This is a genomic window from Phenylobacterium sp., from assembly GCF_030680185.1.
Classification (GTDB): Bacteria; Pseudomonadota; Alphaproteobacteria; order Caulobacterales; family Caulobacteraceae; genus Phenylobacterium.
Genome location: NZ_JAUXVZ010000053.1, coordinates 18,300 through 43,534, shown reverse-complemented (window position 1 = coordinate 43,534; position 25,235 = coordinate 18,300). Strand labels below are relative to the sequence as shown.

Sequence of the window (25,235 nt, the reverse complement as noted above, 5' to 3'; positions counted from 1 at the left end):
CGAATCTGACCCTTTGTAGAAAGGCGCGCCCGAACTCCCAAGGGGAATGCCAGCGCCAGGCTCAGGCGAGGCCAAGCTCGCGGCGCTGTGCGCGGGTCAGCTTGGCGCTCACCAGGGCGTGGGCCGTGGCCAGCCAGGCCGTGACCTCGTCTGTGTCGAGCGCGGTCAGGTCGTCGAAGCGCACCCATCGCGCCCGGGCGAGGTAGGGGGCCGGCCGGGCCGCGCCGCTTTCGATCAGGGCCTCATAGGCGATGTCGGTGGCCTTGAACGACAGGCCGCCGTCGGGACTGGCCACGGCGAACATCCGCCCGCCGACCTTGAACACCCGTTCGGCGCCCCACTGCACGCTCAGCGTCGCCGCTGGCAGGGAGAGGGCCGCGGCCTCCAGGGCCTGCGGCGTCACGCCGCGACGCCGGTCCCGATCGGGCAGGTCACGCCCGTGCCGCCGATGCCGCAATAGCCGCCCGGGTTCTTGGCCAGATCCTGCTGGTGATAGTCCTCGGCGAAATAGAAGGGTCCGGCTTCGACGATCTCGCTGGTGATGGGTCCCAGGCCCTTGGCCGACAGGGCCTGCTGGTAGAGGCCCTTGCTGGCGGCGGCGGCCGAAGCCTGAGCCTCGTTGGCCACATAGATTCCCGAGCGATACTGGGTGCCCACATCGCCCCCCTGGCGCATGCCCTGGGTGGGATCGTGGCCCTCCCAGAACACCTTGAGCAGCTGCTCATAGGTCACCACGCGGGGGTCATAGACCACCAGCACCGCTTCTGTGTGGCCGGTACGGCCGCTGCACACCTCTTCATAGGTGGGATTGGGGGTGAAGCCGTTCACATAGCCGGCCGCCGTCACATGCACGCCGGGGATCTGCCAGAACAGGCGCTCGACCCCCCAGAAGCAGCCCATGGCGAAGACCGCCGTCTCCATGCCTTCAGGATAGGGACCCTGCAGGGGCTGGCCGTTGACGAAATGGGTCTTGGCGGTGGGGATCGGCTGATCGCGGCCGGGCAGGGCGGTCTGCGCCGTGGGCATCTCAGCGGGCTTGCGGAACAACATGGCGACCTCGGACGGCTAGGGATGGCTCTTGGCCCTAAAGATAGGACGCCGCAGGCCCGACGAACAGGGCCGCTTGCCCCGGCCGCCCACCTCGCTATATAGACGCCCTTCCGCCGGGGGCCCGCCCCCGACCGGTGTGGTGAGGTGGCCGAGTGGTTGAAGGCGCACGCCTGGAACGCGTGTATAGGGGAAACTCTATCGAGGGTTCGAATCCCTCTCTCACCGCCACCCATTTCCCCATGGTTTTCATGGGGAGGCTGCTCTGAGAAATTGTACCGTGACTTCCGCGCCCTAGGCAGGAAGAGGAACCGCTGAGCGTCTTCTCTGTCGCCTAGTTGTGGCGCTTCCAGCGCACGAGTGGTTGTTCTGTTCTCCGCCTGCAGGGGAGGCAGTACGCCTTTGGCTACGTCGACCCCACAGAGAGCAATGCGAATCTCGGCTGGCAAGCAGCCAGACTCGTCCCGCGCGATGAGAGCCTTCGATTCGACCTAAGGGCTTTGCGATGAGGCGGGATGTCGGAGCTGCTCAGGAATGTCCACTCTGCGGATGCGTCTTTCCAGCGCGACCACGCCGCCCAGTGACCGAACTGGGCTGATTGTGTTGAAAAAGGCCGGTTGAAGCGGTGACTCGGGCCTGATTCACTCTCCTGACGACGGGAGGGATGGCCATGATGGGTGATCGTCGAGTCGACCAGGCGGCGCTGTTCTACGAGTTCTCGCTCGAGCGCCACGTGCCAGCCGACCACATGCTGCGGGCGATCGATAGGTTCGTCGATTTGGAGGGCGTGCGGGCCCACCTGGCGCCGTTCTACAGCCCAATCGGTAGGCCTTCGATCGATCCGGAGCTGCTGATCCGGATGCTGATCGTCGGCTACTGCTTTGAAATCCGCTCGGAGCGGCGGCTGTGCGAGGAAGTGCATCTCAACCTCGCCTATCGCTGGTTCTGCCGGCTCGGTCTCGACGGCGACGTGCCCGACCACTCGACCTTCTCCAAGACCCGCCACGGCCGCTTCCGCGACAGCGATCTGCTGCGCCATTTGTTCGAGACGGTCGTTGAGCGCTGCATGTCAGAAGGTCTGGTCGGCGGCGAGGGCTTCGCCGCTGACGCCAGCCTGATCAAGGCCGACGCCAACCGGCAACGGTGCGTCCCGGGCGCTGAGGGACTTCCTGCCGAAGCCACTAGCCGCGCCATCGACGAGTACTTGGCGGTGCTGGACGACGCCGCCTTCGGAGCAGCCACGCCGGTCGTTCCGAAGTTCATCTCGCCGGCCGATCCGGCCTCACGCTGGACCGGCGCTGACAAGGGGCCGGCCTACTTCGCCTACGCCACCAACTACCTGATCGATCTCCAGCACGCAGTGATCGTCGACGTCGAAGCCAGTACGGCGGTCCGCCAGGCCGAAGTCGGCGCGGTCAGGACGATGATCGAGCGGGTGCGCGAGCGGCATTATCTACAGCCTGGACGGCTGGCCGCCGACACCGCCTATGGCTCGGCCGAGATGCTCGACTGGCTGGTCAACAAGCAGCAGATCGCGCCGCACATCCCGGTCATCGACAGGTCGGGCCGCGACGATGGGACCTTCGCTCGCAGCGACTTCATCTACGACCCGGCGGCAGATACCTATCGCTGCCCGACCGGCAAGACGCTGAAGCGCAACCGCCGCGCCTTCCGCACGCCCAGGCCCAATGCGCCGCCGGACGACACCTATCGCTACCGCGCCAGCAAGGCTGACTGCGACGCCTGCGATCTGAAGAGCCGCTGCTCGCCCAACACGCCGGCCCGCAAGGTGACCCGCTCCATCTACGAGGGTGCACGAGAACTCGCCCGCGAGATCGCCAAGACCGACGCCTACGTCACCTCAAGGCGAGAGCGTAAGAAGGTCGAGATGCTGTTTGCGCACCTCAAACGGATCCTGAAGCTCGACCGCCTGCGGCTCCGCGGTCCCCAAGGCGCCTAAGGAAGTCCTTGAGGTGGCGAAAGATATTGTGGAGCGCCATGGGGCTTAGTTCGGCCCGCTGCTATCCCGCCTTCTGCGTCCGCTCCCGTCCTCTGCGGAGTGTCCCCTTGCGAACCATCATCCGTCAACGAAATGCGTTTACAGCCGTAGATGCCTACTTCGCTTTCTCGATGAGATGCACTTCGACGGCGTAGCCCATCAATTGGATACGGCTCGCCGCTGCGCGCAGGCTGACTTTGCTGAAGAATGGCAAGCCCATCTTTTTCGAGCGCTGATATGGATGGCGCATGATGCCGTAGACGACCTTGTAGTCGCTCGGCACTGGCTTTGACCGGCCGTCCGGCAGGAGCGCTTCGAAACCGGTTTTGCCCTTCAGCTTCTGCCGCTTGATCGCGGCATCCCGCATTGATTTGCGAAAGGTCTGGTCGCGAACGAAGCTTTCGGCCGCGACAACCCCTTGGTTCCACAAGTGACTTATTGGTGCAGAACCGTGGCCGTCCTTTAGGTGGATGAATTCCTTATTGCGCGAGAGGAAGTCGCAAGGCTCAAGGTTCGCACCAGCCGCCCCAGCAGGCGACGCCTTGACCTTATCGAGGTTCAGCAGATTCATGTCTGCGTCCATCTCCTCGATCAGCTTCTGTTCGTTCTTCGCCGTCGTCGACGCCCGGATGGGCGTCGTGGAGAGCAGTGCCTGGTAATCCTTCTCGACCTCGGCGAAGAACTTGTCCTCGATGCAGTACCACTCGCCCGAGAAGAGGACGTAGGTCTTCTTCTTGTGGACGGTCTCGTAAACAAAGCAGTCGTAGAGCCGCCTGCGCCGCTCCTTATCGCCCTGCCCGTCTGCAACAACCCTGATTTCATGGCTGGCCCTGAGCTCAGCCATGTCGGCGATATCGCCTGGCCTGCCGCCAGCGAGTTCGGCAATGTAGTCCTCGATAGCGAGTTCGCCGTACCCGGTCTTTGCACCAGAATGAAAGCCTACGCCGAAATAGCCGATGTCGTGCATCGCCTCTGGGTCGATGATCTCCGGCAGGGTGAGGTGCAGGTCGGACGGATTGCCCGCGACCATTCCTTTGATCTCCGCGAAAACCAGATCATCAAGTTCGTCCAGTAGGCCGCGATCCTTCACGGGCACGATCAGGTCGATGAACTTGAAGTCCTTCTCATAGTCCTTAGCCACGAACAGCTTGAGAGCGCGCTTGCATTTGTCTTCGATGTCGGGCGCGGCGAGCTTGCTGGTGAAGGTGAGCGCGTCTTTCCCGGCAAGCGAACTCGCGAAGCTAGTGTCCGTAGGAACACCACCCGCAAGGCGTAGCAGGTCGCGCTGCACATCAATGCCAAAGCCTTGCAGATCCGCCTTGCGGCTCGCCTGGATGCGCTTTTGGAACGAGGTGGATTCGAGCGTCGCCAGATCGATGCTTTTGAGGTTGCTGCGGGCAATGGAGTTGACCGCGATCTTCAGGCCGAAGTTTCGCTCGAAGGCGTCAGGGTCGAGTGCGTGATGGCCACCGCCGAACGCAAACGCGAAGGTGCGGGTCTTAGCGCCCGCCCCGTCCAGTGTGACATCGAGGAACAGGACTGCAGAACAGCTCCTGTTCTCCAACTTCAGCTCACCATCGGCCGTAAACTCATTCACAAGTCCAAGCCAGCCAGGCGGAGAGCTACCGGACTGATCGGTGAAGAGCCGGCCAGACTTAGTGGCCTCCTCGTTGAAGTCGCTCTTCGCTCTGAATGCGTCATCCACTGTTTTGCCGGAGCGAAGCAGCTGCATCGACAGAGTCGTTGTGCTCGGCCCGCCGGCGAGCTTTGCCTTCCTAGCCATGCCTTCCCCAGACTTGTTTCTAGAAAGCTTAGACACGTGATGGGCGTGGACCAAGATCCAATAATGCCCTCGTTGAGCGGGGGTGTTGTCTGCTAGGCGCTCGGAAGCCGCTCCTGCCGGCGCAGATGTCTGCCGTTTGACCCGGCTTGGTGCCGCCAATGTCCGCATTACGGCGGCGAGCTAAGGACCGCTGCTGGCGAATCCTTGCCGCAGCGCATATCGCCAAGGGGGGCCGCTACAGTGCAGACGCCCTATGCCGCCGAGAAGGGTGGATCGCGATAATTAGCGGCTGGAGGTCTGTCCAATGCGCGGCTCCGTTCGCTGGGCGATCCGCCTGACATTCGCATGGTGGCGGCCAATCACGTACAGGCCGCCTGCGATGATCAGCAAGCGATAGGGAAACGGATAGTGCATCACGAGGATCAGAACGATCGCGGCTGACGCGGCGCGTTCAGTCCTCGTTGAAGGATTTTCCCTGCTGCCGGTTGGTGCCCATGGCGAGTGGCGATCAGGCAGCTCGGAAGATGAAATAGTCCCGGAGCAAGGTCGACACGGTGTTCTGGATGTGAATGTCGATCGGCAGAGAGCTCAGGTTTCGCTGGCGCGCTTGCACATTGAGCGGCGGATCGAGTTCGTAGATGAGCTGCGCCTCGATGGCGCGCAGCATCTGTTCTGCACGCTCCAGTGGGCGAACCGCTTCGAGGGGCAGGTAGTCGCCTTTGGTGTCGATCAGCATGACGGTTCCGAGATAGGCGAGCTTGTCCATGCCTTCGTAGTCCGGATGATGAAGCTTGGTGAACGCACCGTGGCCTCCCGCGAAGCGGTTCTTGTTCGATGACGTTTTGCCTACGTAGACGACCGTCTCGACATTGGTCTGGCGGTCACGCACGGCGAGGAAGTAGAGCGGATAGCAGTGGGGCGGAGGAGGGCCGAGCTGATCCACGATCATGTCGGTTTCCTCCCGGTCCAGGAGCGGAGGTCCATCGGGCGCGCGCACGATCTCGCAAGCCTCATAGACATATTCGCGCGCCCGGTGCCAAGCGGCGGCCAGGCTTTGCGCTTTCAGGGCGCCGACCTCGTGGACCGGAACCCGATGGTCGATGCCTACGAAGCCCATATGGTCGTAGTCGATCTCGGAAGGGTCATTCCCGTAGAATGGCGTGCTCGAGCTCTGTCCGTCGATCCACTGTGCGATCGACGTGTATTCCCCGATTGGGCGACGGCTGCTTGGCATCAAACCGGCATAGGTCGGCAGACCCGGCCGCAGCAAGGGCGTTCACGGGTCTGAGGGCTGAATTCGGGATTGGCCTCGACCATGCACGTCGTTCGTATTGCGGGTTCGTCCCCGCCGCACGTCCGAGTTTTGGCCGACGGACCAAGGTCCGTTTGCGGGCCGAGTTGCAGCGTCCGCTCATGGCGCAATCCGGCCGAACTTCACTCGATCCTTAGGGCCGTTCGCTGCGCCTCCCATCCGGTTGGCAGCCCGCGTAGCAACAGGTCACCGAGCGCTACGTTCCGCGGCCGACAACCATCGAGCAGGGCTTCAACAAGATCCGGCGCCATCCAGGCAAGCTTCAACACCTTGGCCACGAAGCTCCCCTGGATCCCCTCAGCCGCAGCGATGTCGTCGGCGCCGGCCCGCTCGCCGGAGATCAGTTGCGCCTCCCAGCGCCGGGCGCGCGCGATAGCACGCAGAAGAGCCTCGTCAGGCTCCACGGGCGTGACGGAAGCTCCGTCGGCCGAGACGATCTGCTTGGCGCCTCCGCGGCTGACAAGGTTCACCGGCAGACGAAAAACCTCGCCTTCCGCCTCCGCGTCATGTGGTGCAGAACCAAGAAACCGCAGCTCCACCCAGTTCGCCGACAGCGTGACACGGCTGATTTCAGTACCATCTCCTCGTGCCGCCAGCTGCTGCGCGACCAGGGCCTCGACGGCGTAGGCCGGCGCCCGGCGAAGCGATCCCGGCTCGCCTCGATCCCGGCGCAGGGCGGCCTGACTGACATAGTAGCGATAGGTCCGTCCGCCGCGGCGAGCGCGCAGCGGGCTCATGGCATGGCCGCGATCGTCGAACAGTTTCCCTGCCAGGGCGGCCGATACAGTCTCATCGCTCGATCGACTTCGACGACGATTACCCTCCTCAAGCCCCGCCTGGACCTGTGCAAAGAGGTCCTCTGGAACGATTGCCGGATGTTGGCCCGGGTAGACCTTGTCCTTATGCGGAATTTCGCCGCGATAGGTCCGGTTGCGTAGGAGGTAGTAGAGGGCTCCATCCCGAAAGGGCAGACCGCCGATCACCTTGCCGGCCAGCGTCACCCGACGCTTTGAAATAACTCCACTGACCCGGAGATCCTCGGCCAGCTCGCGCACGGAGCCCAGGTCGAGGTAGCGCTGAAAGATGTGCCGAACGGTCTTGGCTTCGGCCTCGTTGACCACCAGCACCCGGTTTTTGTCCTCGGTGGGCAGGTCGTAGCCGAGCGGCACCGATCCACCCATCCAGAGGCCCTTAGCCTTGGATGCGGCGATCTTGTCCCGGATCCGCTCTCCAGTGACCTCGCGCTCGAACTGGGCGAAGGACAGCAGTACGTTGAGGGTCAGCCGTCCCATGCTGGAGGTGGTGTTGAACGCCTGGGTGACCGAGACGAAGGAGACCTGCCGCTCGTCGAAGATCTCCACGATGCGCGCGAAGTCCGACAGCGAGCGGGTGAGGCGGTCGACCTTGTAAACGACCACGACGTCGATCCTCCCCGCCGCGATGTCGGCAAGCAGGCGGGTCAGCGCTGGCCTCTCCATGCTTCCGCCGGAATAGCCGCCATCATCATAGACGGCCGGCAAGGCGACCCAGCCCTCGCCGACTTGGGAGAGGATGTAGGCTTCACATGCCTCCCGCTGGGCGTGGAGGGAGTTGAAACCCTGCTCGAGCCCCTCTTCGGAGGACTTGCGGGTGTAGATGGCGCAACGCAGCGACTTGCGGCTCATCGCCCCGCGGCCCTGGTCTTGTCGCGCAGGCCGAAGAAGAGCGGCCCGTTCCAGCGGGAGCCCGTGATCGCGCGGGCCACCTCCGAAAGTGAGCGGTAAGCCTTGCCCTGATGCGCAAAGCCGGACGCTGTCACCTGAACCTCATGGGGGATGCCCCGCCATTCGCGGCGGAGCACGGCGCCCACGCCCAGGCGTAGGGGGGCGCCGGCCCGCTTCTTCGGCGCAGGGCCGGTGCGGCGGGCTTCTATGGCGGCAAGCTTGCGCCTTGCGGCGGTCGAGAGACCGCCATCCACGGCGGCTTGAAGGCGATAGGCCAGCATCCGCCGAACGATCTCCGGACTACGCAGGGGTGGGAGCGGCTCATCGAGCCGCTCCGTCCAGATTTGCCTGAGCTCCGGCAGACGGGCCTGCTCTACCTGCTGGAGGTCGGTCTGAAGGGTGGCGCTTAGGATCGCGCGTTTGCGAGCATGGGGCCTCGCCATGCTCAGCCCTCGATCCGGTAGAGGGTGCGCCCCTCCACCTTCTGTGTCGTCACCGTCAGTCCGAGCTTCTTCTTGATGTGCCCGGCGATCGCGCCGCGCACCGAGTGAACCTGCCAGCCGGTGGCCTTGCTCAGTGCTGTGACATCGACGCCGTCCGCCTGCCGCATCATACGGATCACCGTATCAATCTTGGTGCTGCGGCTGGGCGGGGCAGGGGGAATCTCGCCCGCCGGCGCCTGCGGCGGTGATGCCTGGGGATCTTCGGCGCATGGCGTCGCGGGCGCGGCTTGCATGTCCTGGGGCGCCGGGACCCCAGGCCCTGTGGCTTTACGGCTTTTGCTCATCATCGTCTCCTTCAGCGCCGGAGCGGCGCGGTGGGGACGAACGCTTCCTTTGCGGACGAAGTCGAATGGAAGCTGGAGGCATTTCCCAGCCTTTGGCGCAGGGGCGCAAACCGCCATTTGCAACGCGCGCTCTTCGCTGTGCTGCCCGCGGTTTTGCTCCAAGCGCGCCGGCCTCCTGAAAGAGTACGCCCACAATCTCTCTTCAACTTGAGCGCTCCGGCGGTTCGAGCCATGGTGCCGGCGGGCGAGCCAGCAGGCTCCCTGGGGCGTGGAAACCCCTTCGTCAGCGGCTCGTGTGCGGCCGTTACCAGCACTCCTCGACCATGCGGTCGGGGAGGCGGCAGTGTATGTCCAGGGCGCAAGCCTAAAGACTGTCGCGGCTCCTCTGACGAGGGCTTTCCAACTCCCCGATCACCAGTCGGGGGCGGCTTCATTCAACTGACCGCCCCCAGAGCGAGGGGGCGAGAGCATGTGGCAGCCGCAGCCAATCAGGACGCGTGACACAGGACAAGCGCCCGTACCCCTCTGCGCATCTGTCGAGAGGGAAAAATGACAGCACTTCTAGGACTGATTGCCCTGGTGGCTCTGGCCGCCTTGATCATGGGCGTCATCGCCCTGGTGCGGCCTATTCCAAAGCTCAAGCTGACAACGCGCCCGCGTGCCGGCGGACTGATCATTGCAGCCTTGGTTGTTCTGGCGGGCGTGGGCACGATGGCGCCGCCACAGTCAGAGCCCGCCTCAGTTGAAGCGAGGATGAGTGAGACGGCCCTGCAAGGGACAACGCCTGCGGCCCTGAGCATCGGCCAGCCGGTGGAGATCGGTGATTTTCGCGTTACGATCTCGAGCGTCAGTGAGCGCGACGCGGTCGGCGCATCGGTTGTTCGCGAGCAGGCTGCCGACGGCGGCGTCCTGGTGGTGGTCGACTATACGATCGAGAATATCTCTGAGCGACCCAAGGGAGCTTTCCAGCTGCCTGAGCCGCGTCTCATCGGGCCCAACGGCGTCGTCTACGAAAAGGATATCGGCAAGACCGCGGCCTATGCCGCTGAGGGCGAGTTCGACAGCAAGGCTTTCAGTGACCTCAACCCCGGCATCCGCGTGAGGAACGCGGTCGTCTTCGAGGTCTCCAAGTCGAGATTCGATCGCAGCACCTGGCTGCTGGGCTTGGGCGCGGGAAATCGTCTGCGCGTCAGCCTCCAGACAGATGAGCATCCGGATGTGGCAAACCGCGACTGGGGGGACTGCTCAGCCTATGCCGAAGGGGCAGAGCGCGTGATCTGCGAGAACCCGGATTTGCAGCGACGCGACGAGATCCTCGGCGCAAAGATCACGCGTCACGAGCAGCTCTTTCCCGACGACGAGATGGCTGAAATCGCGCGCCTCTCAGAAGAGCTGTTCGCCTGCCGGGACCGAGCTTGCCTTGTTGCGGCCTATAGCCGGATCGAGGCGGCCACGGCAGGATGGCCGACCCGCTAGCCGGGAGGGGCTGCCGCTGCGGCTGGATAATGTCGGGCGCTGCGCGCGCCCAGCAAGTCGCTGGCTCTTCCGAGCCGGCGACTTTCATACAGACAGTTTAACGGAGCCCGTTTCGATGGACCTGCGCCTATCGCGCCAACCGCCAGGCCTCTGAGATATGAAGCGCTTGGTATTGGCTGACGCACAAGGCGACTAGCGTATGCGCCCGGCAATAAAGTCCTGGTAGACACGAGCGGCCTCATTTGGATCCGACGGTATCTCCGGCGCCTTCTGATAAGCCTGCTGGACCAGGGGGTTTGCTACGGCTTTCGCGAGGGATTTGTTGAAGTTATTGATGGCCCGATGGTCCCCCTGCATCGCAAGCTGAATGCAGCGCTTGTAGATAGCCTGCAGCGCAGGGACCTTCTTGCGCTTACCATTCTCCACGATTGGAACCAGCTTCAGCGCCTCCTCCAGGAAGATTCGATCAGCGTCGGCATCTGAGGAAACCGCCCTTTTCCTCGGGCGCCCTTTCGGGTTGCCGGATTGCCCAGGCTTGAACTGCGCATGCTTCGGGGGACGCTTGTAGCCTCCACGATCCTCGGTCTCATCATCTGTCATGTCTCAACTCCAGACGGGGACGTGATTTGAGCTACGGCGAACACTGGTTGGGGTTGCTGGCGGGCAGGGGTTTGAAACGCGGATTGTGCCAGAGGGGTATCGCCGCTCTTCGATGCGCGGATTGTTCGGATGTCTTCGAACGACTGATCGGCGCCCAGCAGTCGCGCCGACTTTCCGGTGTAGTTTTCGAACCGCCGGACAATGGTGTCACAGTAGATCGGGTCGAACTCGATCAAGCGCGCCAGCCGTCCGCAGGTCTCAGCGGCGATCAGGGTGGTGCCGGAACCGGCAAAGGCATCGAGAACAATATCGCCGCGGGCTGAGCAGTCGCGAATGGCGTCGGCCACCAGCGCGGTGGGCTTCACCGTGGGGTGCATCTCCAGTGCAGCCTTGCGCGAGGCGCCCATACTGCTGACGCCTGGATAGTCCCAGACGTTGGTCCGGTACCGGCCGCCATCGCCCAAGCCGAAGTTGTTGATATGGGGCGCGTCACCGACCTTGAAGACGAAGATGAGCTCATGCTTGGAGCGATAGAAGGTGCCCATGCCGCCGTTGGTCTTGTTCCAGACGCATAGGTTCTTCAACTCGGAGAAGACCGCCTGGCCAGCATCCAGCAGCTCGCCCATATGACGCCAGCCCATGCAGACAAAGGCGATCGCTCCATTGCGACAGACCCCAGCGGAGCAGGCGAGCGTCTCGATCAGGAAGGTGGTGAAGGCGGCCTTGGACATCTCGCCGCTCGCCATGGCGAACTCGCGATGGCGCTGCTTGCCCAGACCGGTGACGTGGCCATCGATGGGGACGTTGTAGGGCGGGTCTGTGAATAACATGCCGGCACGCTCTCCAGGCATCACCGCGGCATAGGCGGATGGATCGCGAGCATCGCCGCACACCAGCCTGTGGCGCCCCAGGATCCAGACGTCGCCGGGCAGGGTGACAGGCGCGCCAGCGGCGACAACAATCTCGTCCTCTGGCGGCCGTGTGCGCTCTGGCGCGCCATCGCGGGCCGCATCAAGCGTGAAGTCGATTTCTGCGACGCTGAAACCAGCGAGCGCGACGTCGAAATCGAGATCGATCAGGGCCTGAAGCTCGATCGCCAGTAGCTCGGTGTCCCAGCCTGCGTTCAACGCCAGCTTATTGTCCGCAAGAAGGTAGGCGCGCCGCTCGTCAGCCGTCAGGTGCGAAAGCCTCACCGTCGGCACTGACGCCAAGCCGAGCGCCTTGGCAGCTTCGACCCGACCGTGGCCGGCGATGATCTCATCATCGTCGCCAATCAGTACGGGGTTGGTGAAGCCAAAGCGCTGGATGCTCGCGGCGATCTGCTTGACCTGCGCTTTCGAGTGCCGGCGCGCATTCCTTGCGTACGGGCGCAGAGCTGCGGGAGAGCGGAACTCAACGGAGTAGTTCTGGGCGGGGTCGGTGGCGTTCATGAGTTCATGGGATCGAAAGTAATTGTGCCCGTCAATACCCCTCGCGGTGACGGCGTCGTCACAAACATGCGGCCAAATTACTATGACCTAGGGGTCAACTTAAATAGTGACTACTAATCAACTTGTTGGAGCGCTCCAGGCGGTTTTCGGGGAAGCGCGGGGAGAGGGGCGTGTTTTTTGGGCCAAGGCGGCGGCGCTCCGTGTGACCGAAGCGTCATATGCACGGCGCCACCAGCCGTTCCGGGCAGTGATTCGGGGACCACGCTCCTGCGGCGATCGTAGAGACGCTGGTAGCGGGCCGTACGATCCCGTCAGATAGCCGCGGCTGCCACGCCTTCTTGGCGCCAGGGTTTCCCGGCCCGCTTTAGAAGTTCGATTGCGCGTTGATTAGGCCTGCCGTAGGCGCTCTCGAGTTCCTTATAGTCCTCGCTGATGGCGGCCCTCTCGCGCTCTAGCCGAGCCATCTGCTCCGCTGAAAGGCTGGTTGCGGCGTGGCGGTCGTCCTGCTCACGCGCACGATCGATCCGGGGGAGGCCTGGGCCTCCGTTGACGGCAGTCTGCTGGTCCTGATCTTCTCGATGCTGGCCATCGGGATCGGCTTTCAGAACGCCGGCAGTGTCGACCTGATCGTGGGGTGGGTCGCGCCCTGGCTCGGGCTGGCGCCGATGCTGCTGCTTATCCTGACGGTGTACGCCCTGACCTCCCTGCTGACCGAGGCGGTGACCAACAACGCGGTGGCCGTGCTCATGACGCCGATCGTCATTGGTCTGGGCCATGAGCTTGGACTGGATCCTCGCCCACTTATTGTCGCCGTCATGATGGCGGCTTCGGCCAGTTTCGCGACGCCGATCGGCTATCAGACCAACACGCTTGTCTATGCGGCGGCGGACTACCGGTTCACCGACTTTCTTAAAATCGGCATTCCGATGAATATCGTTGTCGGTCTTGCCTCGTCGCTTGCGATCTATTGGCTGATCTAACGGGTGGGCGACGTGATCAATGCAGACGGGCCGTCACGGGCGACACCCGGAAAGCAGGATCGATCGCCGGCGCTGGTGCTGGTTCGCGCAGGGCGGCAATCAAGCTGTAAGCTGTGGCCGCCGCCTGGACTCGAATGTCTGGAACCGAGGTGATTTCCCATCGGGCGGCGCGGCTTAGGGCGCCGACGACGCGGAGGTGGTCGAGCGGCAAGTCGGTCAGATCGAGCACCCGACCTTCAGAATCGACGTCAATGCCCACCTGGCAGGGGTCGGGGCGGATGACGCCCTGGGCCAGCAGGCTCAGGATCAGTGGGGAGCCGCTGCGCTGCAGATCGGCGCCCGGGCCAGTGCAGTTGATCAGGGCGTCAAACGCCCGCCTGCGGGTCAACTTCTCGCCCTTGGCCCGCCAAGTGACGTGGACCTGCTCAAATCCTGGATCAATGGCGATAGTCCGGCCTGCGTGGATTGTCAGCTGACCCCGCGCGATCATCTGATCGATCCCGCGCGCGACCGAGGGCGCCATGCGATGCCGCCCGGCTTCCCACCAGGGCCGCAGGTGACGCAGGAAACGGCGACGATCCGCGGGACCCCACTGCCGCCAGAGGCCAGCCACGTGCGGCCTCATGCCGTCGATCACCTGGCGCCAGTCGCCATCTGCGCGACGACGTTGCGCCTGGCGAAGCACCTTCGCCGGAGACCCGGCATATTCCGCCGTAACGGGTGTGACGTCGCCCTCGGCATGCGGCATAGGCGAGAGACCTCGACGGGAGATCGCCACCATGCGTCGGCCCTGCTCTTCGAGGCTCAGGGCTACGTCGATCATGGTCAGACCGGAACCGAGAAGCAGGACCGGTCCGTCGCCCTCAGGCAAGGTGCTGGACGCTCCCCAGGGATCAGCGATGTAGCGGGAGCAGGCTTCGAGGTCTTCAGTGGCTCCGGTCGGCAGGGCGGGGGGCGTCACCCCCAAGGCCAGGACGACGGCGTCGGCGCTGAACTCTCGTCCCATGGCCAGGGTCAGACGCCATCCGGCGCCTTCGCGGCGCAGATCGGTGACTTCATCAGCCTCGAGCAGCAGCCGTCCGGCGGCGGCGGGGGATTCCGCGGCCTGCCACAACATGTCCTGCAGATAGTCGCCATAGCAGCCGCGGGTCACGAAGCCGGCCCGGGCCTGCCACCCCGGACGGCGATCCAGCCAGTGCTGGAAGTGCTGCGGGTCAGCCGGGAAGGCGCTCATATTGGCGACGCGCACGTTCAGGATGTGGCGCGCATTGCCCGTGGAATATGCCGTGCCGCGGGCGAACGCGCCGGCCTTCTCGACCAGCCGCACCTGAGGTCCTTCAGGATCGGCAAGCAGGTGCAGCGCCGTCAACAGGCCACTGAAACCGGCGCCGATGATGGCGACCGTGGGACGTGAGCTCATGATCTGCTCCTATGTGGGCTGGCGGAGATGGCGGGACGGTCAGCGCAAACACCAACCGTCCCAAGATCGCTAGAAGCTGCCGCGAAGGGTCACGCCGAACGTGCGCCCGTCTCCCGGGAGCCCAACGACGAGTCCCGATCCGCCGGGGGCGGCGGACAGAAGTTCGTAGTAGTTCTCGTCGAAAACATTGCGGGCCCAGACGAAGGCCGCCCATCCATCGTCGGCGCGGAAGCCCAGGCGCGCATTCGTCAGGCTGTAGCCGTCGATGTTGAGGTACTGCGACGGCGACGGACTTGAGGAGAAGGACGAGCGGTAGCTGACATCGACGCCCGCGAACGCCTCGCCCTCGCGCCCGACGAAGCTAAGTGGCAGGGCGTACTCGCCGCCCACGGAGCCGGCCCATTTGGACACCCCTGGCAGCCGCGAGCCCGAGATGTCGACCACCTGCGGGCCGCCGGTCAGTTCCAGCGGGGGGGGCGCGTCGGTGAAGGACGCATAGATCGCGTCCGTGTAGGACACCGCAGTGTACAGGCTAAGCCCGTCGCCCACCCGGGCCTGACCATCAAACTCCACCCCACGCACCTGGACCTTCTGGGCGTTCGCCAGGTAGCCCCGCAAAACACCGACCGATGCGTTCACGACTTGAGCCTGAAAGTCGTCCACGTCGGTCTGATATGCGCTGAAATTCGCTGTGACCCCGGGCAAGGGCCGGGTTTTCAGACCAATTTCGTAGTGGGTGACCTCTTCTGGCCGGACGGTGGCTGCATCGAGGGCGGGGGCGCCGGCCGCTTTGTTCGGCACGCCACCGAGATTCAGGCCCACCGACTTGAAGCTGGTGGCATAGGTCGCATAGGCGTTGACGCGATCGGACACCTCATAGGCGATGGTGAGCTGGCCGGAGATGTTGGTGTCGTCTGTCTTCGCCGAATAGGTCTGGGGAGCCAGGATTGAGCGCTGGAGCGCGATCAACGCCGCATCGGTGGTCTGCAGGCCGCCGTAGATGGTGCTGAGATAGTCGACTTCCTTCTGGTCGTAGTTGATCCGGAGACCTGGAAGCAGGCGAAGGCGCTCTGTCACCGCCCACTCGACCTGGCCGAACAAGGCCGCGCTCAGGAAGGTGGACGAGATGTCGGAGGTTTGGCCGTAGCCGTCCAGCAAGCCCGGCGTTGCTGCAGCGGCGCTCGGCGCCAGAAGGAAGCGGGCGGCGGCTGAGCCCTGCTCCTGCTTGCCGGTCGAGTCGATCGTCTGGCTGAACACGAAGGCGCCGAGCACGAAGTTGAGACGGTCCGACAGGTCTCCTGAATAGCGCAGCTCCTGTGAAAACTGCCTTTGCTCCGACGGGTTGGCCGAGATTGTGGTGATGGGCAGCCCGAGGAAGTCGCGATCGTTCGAGGGATTCCAGTCCCAATAGCGCCAGGCCGTGATGGAGGTGAGGGATCCGGGGCCCACGTCCCAGTCGATGGTCAGGGCGGCGCCGCCGACGTCCTGATAGGAGCGGTGAGGGGTGTCGGCGTCGGTGACCCTGTCGAAGGCGTTGAAGCTTGGGGGTGCATAGCCGAGATCAGCGGCGATGCCTTCGTAGCGACGGTTGGCCGCCCGAAGGGTTGGCGCCACCCCGGCGACCACCTGGGCATATCCCTCCGGTCGCTGCCGGGTGTGGTCGGCGGCGAGCGTTACTTCCAGCGAGTCGGAGATGACAAAGAGCAGCTGGCCTTTGACGCCGAGGTTGTTCAGATCGTTCAGATCATCCTGGGTGGCGGTGTTGTAGAGCACGCCGTCCCGCCGGGTGCCCGAGAACGAGAGGCGGCCAGCCAGCCGCTCGCTGAGCGGGCCGGTGATGGAAGCCTTGACCTGTTGATAGTTCAGATCACCGAGGCTGAGCTCCACGTCGGCGCGGGGCGTGAACTGTGGCCGTTTGCTGGTGACATTGATGGCGCCGGCGGTGGTGTTCTTGCCATAAAGCGTACCCTGCGGGCCCCGCAGCACCTCAATCTGATCAACATCGACAAAGTCGAGCGTCGCTGCAGCGGGCCGGGCATGGAAGACGCCATCAATGTAAAGCCCGACGCCCGGCTCGATACCGTCATTGATAAGCCCATAGGGCGAGCCCAGGCCGCGGATGTTGATGGCGGAGTTCCTCGGGTTCGTCGAATAGAACTGAACCGACGGCACGACCTCCTTCAGGCGCGTGACATTGTAGGTCCCGGTGTCGGCCGCCATGCTTGAACTCAGCACAGTGACCGGGATGGGCACATCCTGCAGCAGTTCAACCCGACGACGCGCCGTGACGGTGATCTCATCGACATCCACAGCCGGCGCTGCAGGAGACTGAGCATAGGCCGCGGGCGCCCCGCTCAGGGCGGTGGCCGCGGCTGCGAACAGTGACAAGCGATACAGGTTCATGAATCCCTCCAGCTTTAATTCCCACTAACCCTACAAAACCTATCGAGAAAGAATATATAGTTTTTCTGGTCTAGCTTCGGGAAAAGCTCAGGGGCGCTCGGCGCAGCTTGGGGATGACGCTGCGCCCGCAGCGAGGTCGAACAAGGATTGGGTGGTCAAGAGCGCCTCGACCTCGGCCCGGCTCCGCTGGAGGAGATCGCGGACTGGGCAGACCGCGTCGGCGGCGCAGCCATGGCACGCTGGGTTATCCGATGAACAATCGGGACCTCCGATGCGGACCCCTATCGCTGAAAGGATTTCCAGAACCGTGATGGCGGCTGCCGGGCTTGCCAGCTTGTAGCCGCCATACCGGCCCCGGCGGCTTTGCAGAAAGCCCCGCTGCGCCAGGTCGGTAAGGATCGATTCAATGAACTTGGGTGAGGCGTCGAGCGCCGCCGCGACACAATGAGAGCTGCGAGCGGCGGGCGCCTGTTGAGCGAGATAGACCAACGATCTCAGCGCATAGCGCGCGCGGCTCCCGAACAATTTCGCCTCCGCAATCTATAGTATGTCATTCCAATAGGAATTAAAGGGTAAGGATGATCAATCCCTTTTTTGGGCGCCTAGGTTTTGGCGGCGCTGCGGCGATGAGAGCCAACCCTACTAAATCTACTAGACAGATAGGTTTAAATCGTCTTGGCTTCGGGCGTCACGAGGGAGAGCCACACCATGAGCTTCGCCATTGATCGCCGCGCCTTGCTGCTGGGAGGCAGCGCCCTGGCCCTTTCGGCCTGCGGTAGCCAGGCCAGCGCCCAAACCCTTCTCAACGTCAGCTACGATCCGACGCGTGAGTTCTACAAGGAATACAATGAGATGTTCTCCAGCGACTGGGCTGGGGCCGGCAACCCGCCTCTGGCGCTGGAACAGTCGCATGGTGGCTCAGGCAAGCAGGCGCGCTCGGTGATCGACGGCCTCGCCGCCGATGTCGTAACGCTGGCGCTCGCGGCGGACATTGATGCGATCGCCGAGCGGGGCTTGATCCAATCAGGTTGGGAAAGCCGACTGCCGGAGAATAGCTGCCCATATACGTCCACCATCGTCTTCCTTGTTCGGAAGGGTAACCCAAAGGCGATCGGTGACTGGGCCGACCTGGTTCGTCCAGGCGTGGAGGTCATCACCCCCAACCCGAAGACTTCCGGCGGCGCCCGCTGGAACTACCTGGCGGCATGGGCCTATGCCTTGAAGGCCGAAGGGAACGAGGCGGCGGCGGAACGCTTTGTCGGCGCGCTGTTCCGAAATGTGCCCGTGCTGGATACCGGCGCGCGCGGCTCAACAACGACATTCGTCCAGCGGGGCATCGGCGATGTCCTGCTGGCTTGGGAGAATGAAGCCTTCCTGGCCATCGAGGAACTTGGCGAAGGAATGGTCGAGATCGTCACCCCGAGCCTCTCGGTCCTGGCGGAGCCCCCCGTGGCTATCGTCGACACCGTCGTTGACCGCCGCGGGACCCGCGCCATCGCTCAGGCCTATCTTGAGGGCCTGTACGCGCCAAAGGCGCAGGAGCTGGCGGCGAAGCATCACTATCGGCCGCGCAGCCCCGAGGTCGCCGCCCGGTACGCCGAGAAGTTCAGACAACTGGAGCTGGTGACGATCGCCGACTTTGGCGGCTGGCCTGCGACCCAGGCAAAGCACTTCGCCGAGGGCGGGGTTTTCGACAAGATTTACCAACCGGCCGCCCGATGAGCATCGCCGTCTCGTCGCCCCCCCGGAGACGCAGCACCAGGCTGCTACCGGGCTTTCGGCTCTCCCTCGGCTTCACGGTCATCTATCTGAGCCTGATCGTCCTGATCCCGCTCACCGCGCTCATTCTGCGTCCCTGGGAACTGGGCGTGGCCGGGGTCTGGGGCGTGGTCACCTCTCCGCGGGTCGTGGCGGCGCTGAAGCTGAGCTTTGGGGCCTCGGCGATCGCCGCGGCGATCAATGCCGTGATGGGGTTGATCGTGGCTTGGGTGTTGGTCCGCATGCAGTTTCCTGGCCGCCGGCTTCTCGACGCCATCATCGATCTGCCCTTCGCCCTGCCAACCGCCGTCGCCGGCATCGCACTGACGGCGCTTTACGCGCCCAATGGCCCGATTGGGCTCTGGTTGGCGGAGTTCGGTATTCGCGCAGCCTATTCCCCCCTTGGGGTGGTGATTGCGCTGACCTTCGTCGGCTTTCCGTTCGTGGTGCGGGCCGTACAGCCGGTGCTTGAAGATCTGGACGCAGGCCTTGAAGAAGCGGCGTTCACCCTCGGCGCCAACAGCTGGCAGCGCACCTGGATGGTTGTCCTGCCTGCCATCCGACCCGCCCTGATCACAGGGGTGTCCCTGGCCTTCGCCCGGGCTGTTGGCGAGTACGGTTCGGTCATCTTCATCGCCGGCAACCTGCCCCTGCGCACCGAAATTGCGCCGCTGCTGATTGTCGTGCGCCTTGAGGAATACGACTATGCCGGCGCCGCAGCCGTTGGGCTGGCGATGCTCAGCCTCTCGTTCCTAATCCTGCTGGCGGTCAACGGCCTCCAGCGACTGATGGCGACCCCGGGGGCTGGCCGATGAGCGAGAAATCAATTGGGCGGCCGTCGCCCATTCTGCTTGGCATTGGCGTCGCCTATGTCGCCGTGCTCATCCTGTTGCCCATGGGCATGGTCTTCGTCGAAGCCTTCCGACGGGGGCCGGCGGAGTATCTCGATATCTTCGCCCATTCCGACACCTGGTCCGCCATCCGCCTGACCCTGCTCGTGGCGGCGATCGCCGTGCCGCTTAACGCGGTGTTCGGGGTCGCGGCCGCCTGGGCGGTGACCAAGTTTGACTTCCCTGGGAAGGGTTTGCTGCTCACCCTGATCGATCTGCCCTTCTCGGTGTCTCCGGTGATCTCTGGCCTGGTCTGGGTGCTGCTGTTCGGCGCCAGCGGATGGCTGGCGGGGCCGATGACCTCGGCGAATGTTCAAATCCTGTTCGCCGTGCCTGGCCTTGTCCTCGCGACCCTGTTCATCACCTTGCCCTTCGTCGCACGGGAACTCATCCCGTTGATGCAGGAGCAGGGCGCCGATGAGGAGGAGGCTGCGATCACCTTGGGGGCCGGTGGCTTCCGCACCTTCTTCATGGTGACCTTGCCCAATATCAAGTGGGCGCTGCTTTACGGCGTCCTGCTTTGTAACGCGCGGGCCATGGGTGAGTTTGGCGCCGTCTCGGTGGTTTCCGGACACATCCGAGGTCAGACCAATACGCTGCCGTTGCACGTCGAGATTCTCTACAACGAGTACAACTTTGTCGGGGCGTTCGCGACGGCCACCATCCTCGCCGGACTGGCGATCGTCACCCTTGTCATCAAATCCGGACTCGAATGGCGCTTCGCCGGCGAGCTTTCGGCCAGCCGACGGCACTGAACAATCACATGCCCCTGATCATCAAAGACATTTCGAAGACCTATGGCCAAGGCCATGCCCTGCAGAACCTTGACCTCGAGGTCGGTGACCGAGAGTTCCTGGCGCTTCTGGGGCCTTCAGGCTCGGGGAAGACCACCCTTCTCCGTATCCTGGCGGGGCTCATCAGCCCGACGACCGGAGATGTGAGCTTCGACGGCGCCGATCTCCTCTCGTTGAGCGCCCGCGAGCGGAAGGCCGGCATGGTCTTCCAGCACTACGCGCTCTTCCGCCACATGACGGTGGCGGCCAATATCGGTTTCGGACTTCGTGTCCGGCCCCGTCGCGACCGACCTTCAGCCGAGGACATCAAGCGGCGAACCGACGAGTTGCTCAGCCTCGTGCAGCTGGAAGGATATGGCGCCCGCTACCCATCGCAGCTGTCAGGCGGTCAGCGACAGCGGGTCGCCCTGGCCCGGGCGCTCGCTATCGAGCCACGCATGCTCCTGCTGGACGAGCCGTTCGGTGCGCTGGACGCCAAAGTCAGACGCGAGCTGCGCTACTGGCTGCGACGGGTGCATGACGAGACGGGAGTCACCACCATCTTCGTCACGCACGACCAGGAGGAAGCGATGGATCTGGCAGATCGGGTCGCCATCCTCAACAGCGGAAAGATCGAACAGGTGGGCGCGCCGAATGATATCTACGCCTCGCCCGCCACCCCGTTTGTCTTTGACTTCCTAGGGGCCGCCAACGAAGCGCGGGGCCTCGTCAGCGATGGTGAGCTTCATCTGTATGACGCCAGGTTCCCGCTGGCCGACGCCGCGGCCGGCGAGGTGAAAGCCTTCTTTCGTCCGCACGAGGTCGAGATCAATCCTGCCGACGGCCGCGGCTTCCTGGCTGAGGTGGTCGGCGTTATCGCCAGAGGCCCGGCCACGCGGCTGGAGTGTATGCGCGGCGATCAGATGATGGAGATCGACTGGGCCCGCGGTCGTCTGCCAGACGGAGTGGCCCGAGGCGCTCAGATCCGTCTTGCGCCGGAGCGCTTCACCACTTTCCCGGCGGGGGGGTAGTCAGGAGAGGGCCGGCGCTCAGACGAAGACGCCGGCCGGCGCCATGTCAGGCCGCTCAACGAGGTCGGCGAGCGTGGTGCTCTCCAGCACCTCGGCCAATGCGTCTCGACCTTTGGCGAGCGCTCGTCGGATCTGGCAGTTCTCCACGTCGGGACAGTCGTCGCATGGCCGATAGCTGGTCACCGAGGCGCAGGGCAGCATGGCCAGCGGTCCATCGATGGCGCGGATGATATCGGCCAGATTGATCTCTCCCGGCGCGCGGGCGAGGCGATGGCCACCCTCACGACCGCGCTCGCTGACCGTGATCCTGGCGCGCTTGAGATCCAGCAGTATGGCTTCGAGGAACTTTCGTGGCAGATCATTGGCGAGCACAATCTCGCCCGTGTTCATCGCCTCCGGCGCCACCCGCGCCAGGCTCATGAGGGCGCGGATCGCGTAGAGCGCCTTCTTGGAGATCATCTATGTTCCGCCGCAACGGCCTGCCGTGAGGCCCGTTCGAAATTCCTAGTTCGAAGGGGTACATAGTAGCAAAGACGCCGTCCAGCCAGTCATCAGGCTGCGCCCGGCCGTCGCAGGCGGCCGGGCGCGTGGGGCTCAGAAGGGGATGTCCTCCCCGCTCACCGTAACCCGTTCCACGATGCGCTCGTGAGGAACGTAGTCCAGGACGGCGTAGTGTTGCGTAGCCCGATTGTCCCAGAGGACGACCGCGTTGGGGCTCCAGCGGAAGCGCACCTGATACTCCGGCGCCTTCACACGGTCGGTCAGATAGGCCAGCAACTCGCGGCTCTCGCCTTCTGAAATGCCGAGGATCCGCGTTGTGAAGACGTGATTTACGAACAGGTGCTTCTCACCCGTCTCCGGATGAGTGCGGACCACGGGGTGCGACTGCGGCGGATGTTCCGCCCGCAACTGAGCGCGCTTGGTCTCGTCCACCCGCCAGCCAAAGCTCTGGATGATGTCGTGCTCGGCCCGCAGACGCTCGATCCTCGTCTTCACCTCGGTGGGGAGATCGGCATAGACCGCCGCGGTGTCTGCGAAGATCGTGTCGCCGCCGGAGGGCGGCAGCTTTCGTGCCCGGAGAATGCCCGCGAAGGAGGGTTTCTCCCGGAAGGTGACATCGGTGTGCCACTTGTTGGCCGGTCGGGCGAGATGCCAGGTCTCTTCGGTGATCTTCAGGCCATCTGCGGCCTCGATATGCAAGATTTCCGGAAAGCCTGGAACGGTGGTGGTCACCGGATGGCCTTCCAGATCCCCGAAATAGCGCCCGAAGCGCACGTGGTCTTCGTGCGTGATGTCCTGGTCGTGGAAGAACAGCACCTTGTGGCGGTTTAGTGCGCCGCGGAGGACGGCCACGACATACGGATCCAGCGGGCGGGTCAGATCGACCCCGCCGACTTCGGCCCCCAGCAGGGGGCCGGCCGGGGTGAAGGTCAATCCGTTCTGGAATTCGGCGGCGGGTGCCGAAGGATGAACGATCGCATTCATCACGTTTCTCCTGATGCTGATGTCATTCCGCAGCCACGGCGGCGGCGGGCGGGGAAAGGGGGCGGCTGGGGCGGCCATCGGCGCCGACGGGCACGTCGCCTTCGAGGGTGACCCGACGCATGACGCGATGGCGGTCGCCATAGTCGTTCACGGCGTAGTGCTGGGTCGCGCGGTTGTCCCAGATGGCGACGTCGCCAGCCTGCCAGCGCCAGCGGACCGTATTCTCCAACCGGGTCACATGTTCCTGGAAGAGCTCCAGCAACCGCCGGGAGTCGCTGCTGGACAGGTCCACGAAGCTCTTCACGAATTGCCCGAGAAGAAGGTGTCGCTCGCCCGTGACCGGGTGGACCCGAACCACCGGATGTTCGGTCTCATAGACCGTCGAGGCGAAGACCTCCCGGTGACGGGCGACGTCGGCTTCGCGGACGTTGGATCGCGTGGCGGCATAGTCGTAGGCGTTGGTGTGGATGGCTCTGAGGCTGTTAGCGAGGAGTTTCAGTGGCTCGGGCAGAGCCTCGTAGGCCGCCGCTGTATTGGCCCAGACGGTGTCGCCGCCGGCGTCGGGCGAAACCACGGCGCGAAGGATCGAGGCCTTCGGATAGGCGGCGACGAAGGTGACGTCCGTGTGCCAGGCGTTGGCGCGCCCGCCGCGGCTCGAATCCAGCTCCAGCAGGTAGCTAGAGCCGTCGCGGACCGGCACGGTAGGATGCGGCACGGGCTTGCCCAAGCGGGCCGCGAACGCCTCCTGAGTTGCGTCGTCCAAGTGATGCTGGCCTCGGAAGAAGAGAACCTTGTGCTCGCTCAACGCAGCCTCGACGGCCTGAACGGAGGCGTCGTCCAGGTCGGGGGTGAGGTAGATATTGGCGATCTTGGCGCCGATGGCTCCGCCGACGGGGCGGATGGCCAGTTTGGGCAGGGTGTTGATGTCGCTCATGGGGGTTTCTCCTTTGGGTTCGAGGGTTATTCGGCAGGTTGAGCCACGGCGCGCAGCGCCAGGGCCTCGCGGATCTCGCTGTGGCGGGTCTCGTCGAGTGGGAAGCGCGCGATCAGCGCGGCCGAGGCGGCGTGGGCCATGGCCGGTCCGATGGCGAAGACAAGCTTCAATCCCAGCAGGGCTTCGAAGGTGTTCTCGGCACCCGGCCTGAAGCCCAAGGCGCCGACCAGCGGCAGGGCGACGCCGACGGCGACAGCGGTGGCGGCCTTGCCGGCCAGACTGAATGCGGAGAACAGCAGGCCGGCGCGGTCCTCGCCGGTCTCCAGTTTCTGCTTGTCGGCGATGTCCGAGACGATCGCCCGCAACATCAGATTTCCTGAGCCCTGGGCGAGCCCCTGGGCGATGGTCAGCCCCAGCAGCAGGGGCAGGGTCTCGGGCGTCACCAGGATCAGCAGCAGGTTGATGACCACCTGGGCCAGCTCGCCGGCGACGGCGGTGCGGTGCTTGCCCAGGCGGTAGCCGATCTTCAGCCAGATCGGACCAGCGAAGACGCCGAAGACGAACTGCAGCAGGAAGAGACCCGCCGCGAGATCAGGGCGGCCCATATAGGCTGAGACAAAGAAGACGAAGAGCGAGCTGCGGATAAGCTGTCCCAAGGTTACGGCGAAGTCCGAGGCGAGCACCTTGAGGATCAGCCGGTCGCGAAGGGCTGAGTGAAGCTGAGCCAGGACGGGGCGGCCGAGGGGCGTCGCCGGCGCCGGCGGTTCCCGGTTCAGCAGAAGTGCAGCCAAGAGCGTGGGCCCCAGCAGGACCAGGACGAAGCCGCCCATGGCCGCCAGCTTGGCCGCCCCGGAGGCCGTCGCGCCGTTGCGGGCGGCCAGGGCGTCTAGTCCCGCGGGCAGCACGAGGACGAGTAGCAGGCCAAGCGCGTGAGCGACCTGGATAAAGGTCTGGATGCGGCTACGTGCGTGATAGTGGCCGGCCAACTCACCCGCCCAGGCCAGCATGGGGATCTGCACCGCCGTCCAGCCGAGGTAGAGAATGCCGAGCCAGACGGCCAGCCACGCCGCGCCCGGGCTGACCCCGAAGGCGCCGGGCATGAAGATCGCCGCGATGGCCAAGGCGAAGATCGGAGCGCCCGCGGCGATCCACGGCTTTCGACGGCCAAAGCGGCTTCGGGTCCGATCCGACAGGACTCCGATCAGCGGATCACTTGCGGCGTCCCAGATGCGGCTGAGCATGAAGATCGCGCCAACCAAGCCAAGCCCGAGGCCCAGTTCCTGCGCATAGAAAGGCGGGAGATAGGCAGCCAGAGGCAGCCCGGCCGCCGCCATGGGCAGGCCCAGGGATGCGAAGGCGGCAATGCGCCAGGTGGGCGGTGAAGGGGCGGTGACGGGCATGTGAGCCTCCGCAGGGGCGAGGGC

Annotated in this window: 22 protein-coding genes, 1 tRNA gene and 1 pseudogene; 8 read left to right on the top strand and 16 right to left on the bottom strand. The window is 64.4% G+C overall.

What is annotated here, in order from left to right; all coding sequences use genetic code 11:
• Positions 1–61: 61 nt before the first annotated feature.
• Positions 62–403 (bottom strand): MmcQ/YjbR family DNA-binding protein, encoded by a 342-nt coding sequence (locus tag Q8L83_RS12330; protein ID WP_305287343.1) that lies wholly within the window; start codon positions 401–403, stop codon positions 62–64.
• Positions 400–1,050, bottom strand: coding sequence for a peptide-methionine (S)-S-oxide reductase MsrA (gene msrA, locus Q8L83_RS12325; RefSeq protein ID WP_305287341.1), 651 nt, complete (start codon positions 1,048–1,050; stop codon positions 400–402). Before msrA ends, Q8L83_RS12330 begins: the two co-directional genes overlap by 4 nt.
• Before the next feature lie 138 nt (positions 1,051–1,188).
• Here msrA and Q8L83_RS12320 point away from each other — a divergent pair.
• A tRNA-Ser gene (locus Q8L83_RS12320) sits at positions 1,189–1,278 on the top strand.
• 439 nt (positions 1,279–1,717) lie between these two features.
• Positions 1,718–3,004: pseudogene (locus Q8L83_RS12315) on the top strand (IS1182 family transposase); the annotation flags it as partial.
• A 157-nt stretch (positions 3,005–3,161) separates the two neighbouring features.
• Here the strand turns inward: Q8L83_RS12315 and Q8L83_RS12310 are convergent.
• From Q8L83_RS12310 to Q8L83_RS12290, 5 genes are all read right to left on the bottom strand, one after another.
• A complete protein-coding gene (locus tag Q8L83_RS12310; RefSeq protein ID WP_305287339.1) occupies positions 3,162–4,778 on the bottom strand; it encodes a DUF6119 family protein in 1,617 nt (538 codons plus the stop codon).
• 559 nt (positions 4,779–5,337) lie between these two features.
• On the bottom strand, positions 5,338–6,099 hold the full coding sequence (locus tag Q8L83_RS12305) for a hypothetical protein (protein WP_305287337.1): 762 nt from the start codon (positions 6,097–6,099) through the stop codon (positions 5,338–5,340).
• Between the two features lie 164 nt (positions 6,100–6,263).
• A complete protein-coding gene (locus tag Q8L83_RS12300) occupies positions 6,264–7,805 on the bottom strand; it encodes a recombinase family protein (RefSeq protein ID WP_305287335.1) in 1,542 nt (513 codons plus the stop codon).
• Positions 7,802–8,287 (bottom strand): DUF2924 domain-containing protein, encoded by a 486-nt coding sequence (locus tag Q8L83_RS12295; protein WP_305287333.1) that lies wholly within the window; start codon positions 8,285–8,287, stop codon positions 7,802–7,804. Before Q8L83_RS12295 ends, Q8L83_RS12300 begins: the two co-directional genes overlap by 4 nt.
• Before the next feature lie 2 nt (positions 8,288–8,289).
• Positions 8,290–8,793 carry a DUF3489 domain-containing protein gene (locus tag Q8L83_RS12290; RefSeq protein ID WP_305287332.1) on the bottom strand — a complete coding sequence of 168 codons (504 nt, stop codon included), beginning with the start codon at positions 8,791–8,793 and terminating at the stop codon, positions 8,290–8,292.
• 387 nt (positions 8,794–9,180) lie between these two features.
• Here Q8L83_RS12290 and Q8L83_RS12285 point away from each other — a divergent pair, with 387 nt between their 5' ends.
• A complete protein-coding gene (locus Q8L83_RS12285) occupies positions 9,181–10,107 on the top strand; it encodes a DUF4352 domain-containing protein (protein WP_305287330.1) in 927 nt (308 codons plus the stop codon).
• A gap of 192 nt (positions 10,108–10,299) precedes the next feature.
• Here the strand turns inward: Q8L83_RS12285 and Q8L83_RS12280 are convergent, their stop codons facing one another.
• Together Q8L83_RS12280 and Q8L83_RS12275 are read right to left on the bottom strand one after the other, a co-directional pair.
• Entirely contained in the window at positions 10,300–10,707 is a 408-nt protein-coding gene (locus Q8L83_RS12280; RefSeq protein WP_305287328.1) for a DUF5681 domain-containing protein, read from the bottom strand.
• Entirely contained in the window at positions 10,704–12,137 is a 1,434-nt protein-coding gene (locus Q8L83_RS12275) for a DNA methyltransferase (RefSeq protein ID WP_305287326.1), read from the bottom strand. Before Q8L83_RS12275 ends, Q8L83_RS12280 begins: the two co-directional genes overlap by 4 nt.
• A 491-nt stretch (positions 12,138–12,628) precedes the next feature.
• On the opposite strand from Q8L83_RS12275, the gene Q8L83_RS12270 reads away from it, so the two are divergent.
• Positions 12,629–13,117, top strand: a complete 489-nt coding sequence (locus Q8L83_RS12270) for an SLC13 family permease (protein WP_305287324.1) — start codon at positions 12,629–12,631, stop codon at positions 13,115–13,117.
• 16 nt (positions 13,118–13,133) lie between these two features.
• On the opposite strand, the gene Q8L83_RS12265 is transcribed toward Q8L83_RS12270, so the two are convergent.
• The 3 genes from Q8L83_RS12265 to Q8L83_RS12255 all read right to left on the bottom strand — a co-directional run bounded on the left by Q8L83_RS12265 (position 13,134) and on the right by Q8L83_RS12255 (position 17,465).
• A complete protein-coding gene (locus Q8L83_RS12265) occupies positions 13,134–14,537 on the bottom strand; it encodes an FAD/NAD(P)-binding protein (RefSeq protein WP_305287322.1) in 1,404 nt (467 codons plus the stop codon).
• Between the two features lie 69 nt (positions 14,538–14,606).
• Positions 14,607–16,940, bottom strand: a complete 2,334-nt coding sequence (locus tag Q8L83_RS12260; RefSeq protein ID WP_305287320.1) for a TonB-dependent receptor — start codon at positions 16,938–16,940, stop codon at positions 14,607–14,609.
• An 87-nt stretch (positions 16,941–17,027) separates the two neighbouring features.
• Complete coding sequence (locus Q8L83_RS12255; RefSeq protein ID WP_305287318.1) at positions 17,028–17,465, bottom strand: Rrf2 family transcriptional regulator; 438 nt, start codon at positions 17,463–17,465, stop codon at positions 17,028–17,030.
• A gap of 183 nt (positions 17,466–17,648) precedes the next feature.
• On the opposite strand from Q8L83_RS12255, the gene Q8L83_RS12250 reads away from it, so the two are divergent.
• Genes Q8L83_RS12250 through Q8L83_RS12235 form a run of 4 tightly spaced genes read left to right on the top strand, consistent with a single transcriptional unit; the run spans position 17,649 to position 21,392 of the window.
• Complete coding sequence (locus tag Q8L83_RS12250) at positions 17,649–18,662, top strand: sulfate ABC transporter substrate-binding protein (RefSeq protein WP_305287316.1); 1,014 nt, start codon at positions 17,649–17,651, stop codon at positions 18,660–18,662.
• Entirely contained in the window at positions 18,659–19,513 is an 855-nt protein-coding gene (gene cysT, locus Q8L83_RS12245) for a sulfate ABC transporter permease subunit CysT (protein ID WP_305287314.1), read from the top strand. Before Q8L83_RS12250 ends, cysT begins: the two co-directional genes overlap by 4 nt.
• Positions 19,510–20,343, top strand: coding sequence for a sulfate ABC transporter permease subunit CysW (cysW, locus tag Q8L83_RS12240; protein WP_305287312.1), 834 nt, complete (start codon positions 19,510–19,512; stop codon positions 20,341–20,343). The genes cysT and cysW overlap by 4 nt, the downstream gene beginning before the upstream one ends.
• Before the next feature lie 8 nt (positions 20,344–20,351).
• Entirely contained in the window at positions 20,352–21,392 is a 1,041-nt protein-coding gene (locus Q8L83_RS12235) for a sulfate/molybdate ABC transporter ATP-binding protein (protein ID WP_305287310.1), read from the top strand.
• Positions 21,393–21,410: 18 nt separating this feature from the next.
• Here Q8L83_RS12235 and Q8L83_RS12230 read toward each other — a convergent pair whose 3' ends face one another.
• From Q8L83_RS12230 to Q8L83_RS12215, 4 genes are all read right to left on the bottom strand, one after another.
• Complete coding sequence (locus Q8L83_RS12230; RefSeq protein ID WP_305287308.1) at positions 21,411–21,851, bottom strand: Rrf2 family transcriptional regulator; 441 nt, start codon at positions 21,849–21,851, stop codon at positions 21,411–21,413.
• Between the two features lie 135 nt (positions 21,852–21,986).
• Positions 21,987–22,877, bottom strand: coding sequence for a TauD/TfdA family dioxygenase (locus Q8L83_RS12225; protein WP_305287306.1), 891 nt, complete (start codon positions 22,875–22,877; stop codon positions 21,987–21,989).
• Between the two features lie 22 nt (positions 22,878–22,899).
• The gene (locus Q8L83_RS12220) at positions 22,900–23,811 is read right to left on the bottom strand and encodes a TauD/TfdA family dioxygenase (protein ID WP_305287304.1); all 912 of its coding nucleotides are present in this window, start codon (positions 23,809–23,811) and stop codon (positions 22,900–22,902) included.
• Between the two features lie 26 nt (positions 23,812–23,837).
• A complete protein-coding gene (locus Q8L83_RS12215) occupies positions 23,838–25,211 on the bottom strand; it encodes an MFS transporter (RefSeq protein ID WP_305287303.1) in 1,374 nt (457 codons plus the stop codon).
• Positions 25,212–25,235 lie beyond the last annotated feature (24 nt).

Excerpts from the sequence above, each read along its gene's own strand:
- msrA (WP_305287341.1), bottom strand. The coding sequence starts at position 1,050 with ATGTTGTTCCGCAAGCCCGCTGAGATGCCCACGGCGCAGACCGCCCTG.
- Q8L83_RS12310 (WP_305287339.1), bottom strand. The coding sequence starts at position 4,778 with ATGCAGCTGCTTCGCTCCGGCAAAACAGTGGATGACGCATTCAGAGCG.
- Q8L83_RS12300 (WP_305287335.1), bottom strand. The coding sequence starts at position 7,805 with ATGAGCCGCAAGTCGCTGCGTTGCGCCATCTACACCCGCAAGTCCTCC.
- Q8L83_RS12295 (WP_305287333.1), bottom strand. The coding sequence starts at position 8,287 with ATGGCGAGGCCCCATGCTCGCAAACGCGCGATCCTAAGCGCCACCCTT.
- Q8L83_RS12285 (WP_305287330.1), top strand. The coding sequence starts at position 9,181 with ATGACAGCACTTCTAGGACTGATTGCCCTGGTGGCTCTGGCCGCCTTG.
- Q8L83_RS12280 (WP_305287328.1), bottom strand. The coding sequence starts at position 10,707 with ATGACAGATGATGAGACCGAGGATCGTGGAGGCTACAAGCGTCCCCCG.
- Q8L83_RS12275 (WP_305287326.1), bottom strand. The coding sequence starts at position 12,137 with ATGAACGCCACCGACCCCGCCCAGAACTACTCCGTTGAGTTCCGCTCT.
- Q8L83_RS12265 (WP_305287322.1), bottom strand. The coding sequence starts at position 14,537 with ATGAGCTCACGTCCCACGGTCGCCATCATCGGCGCCGGTTTCAGTGGC.
- Q8L83_RS12260 (WP_305287320.1), bottom strand. The coding sequence starts at position 16,940 with ATGAACCTGTATCGCTTGTCACTGTTCGCAGCCGCGGCCACCGCCCTG.
- Q8L83_RS12250 (WP_305287316.1), top strand. The coding sequence starts at position 17,649 with ATGAGCTTCGCCATTGATCGCCGCGCCTTGCTGCTGGGAGGCAGCGCC.
- cysT (WP_305287314.1), top strand. The coding sequence starts at position 18,659 with ATGAGCATCGCCGTCTCGTCGCCCCCCCGGAGACGCAGCACCAGGCTG.
- cysW (WP_305287312.1), top strand. The coding sequence starts at position 19,510 with ATGAGCGAGAAATCAATTGGGCGGCCGTCGCCCATTCTGCTTGGCATT.
- Q8L83_RS12235 (WP_305287310.1), top strand. The coding sequence starts at position 20,352 with ATGCCCCTGATCATCAAAGACATTTCGAAGACCTATGGCCAAGGCCAT.
- Q8L83_RS12230 (WP_305287308.1), bottom strand. The coding sequence starts at position 21,851 with ATGATCTCCAAGAAGGCGCTCTACGCGATCCGCGCCCTCATGAGCCTG.
- Q8L83_RS12225 (WP_305287306.1), bottom strand. The coding sequence starts at position 22,877 with ATGAATGCGATCGTTCATCCTTCGGCACCCGCCGCCGAATTCCAGAAC.
- Q8L83_RS12220 (WP_305287304.1), bottom strand. The coding sequence starts at position 23,811 with ATGAGCGACATCAACACCCTGCCCAAACTGGCCATCCGCCCCGTCGGC.
- Q8L83_RS12215 (WP_305287303.1), bottom strand. The coding sequence starts at position 25,211 with ATGCCCGTCACCGCCCCTTCACCGCCCACCTGGCGCATTGCCGCCTTC.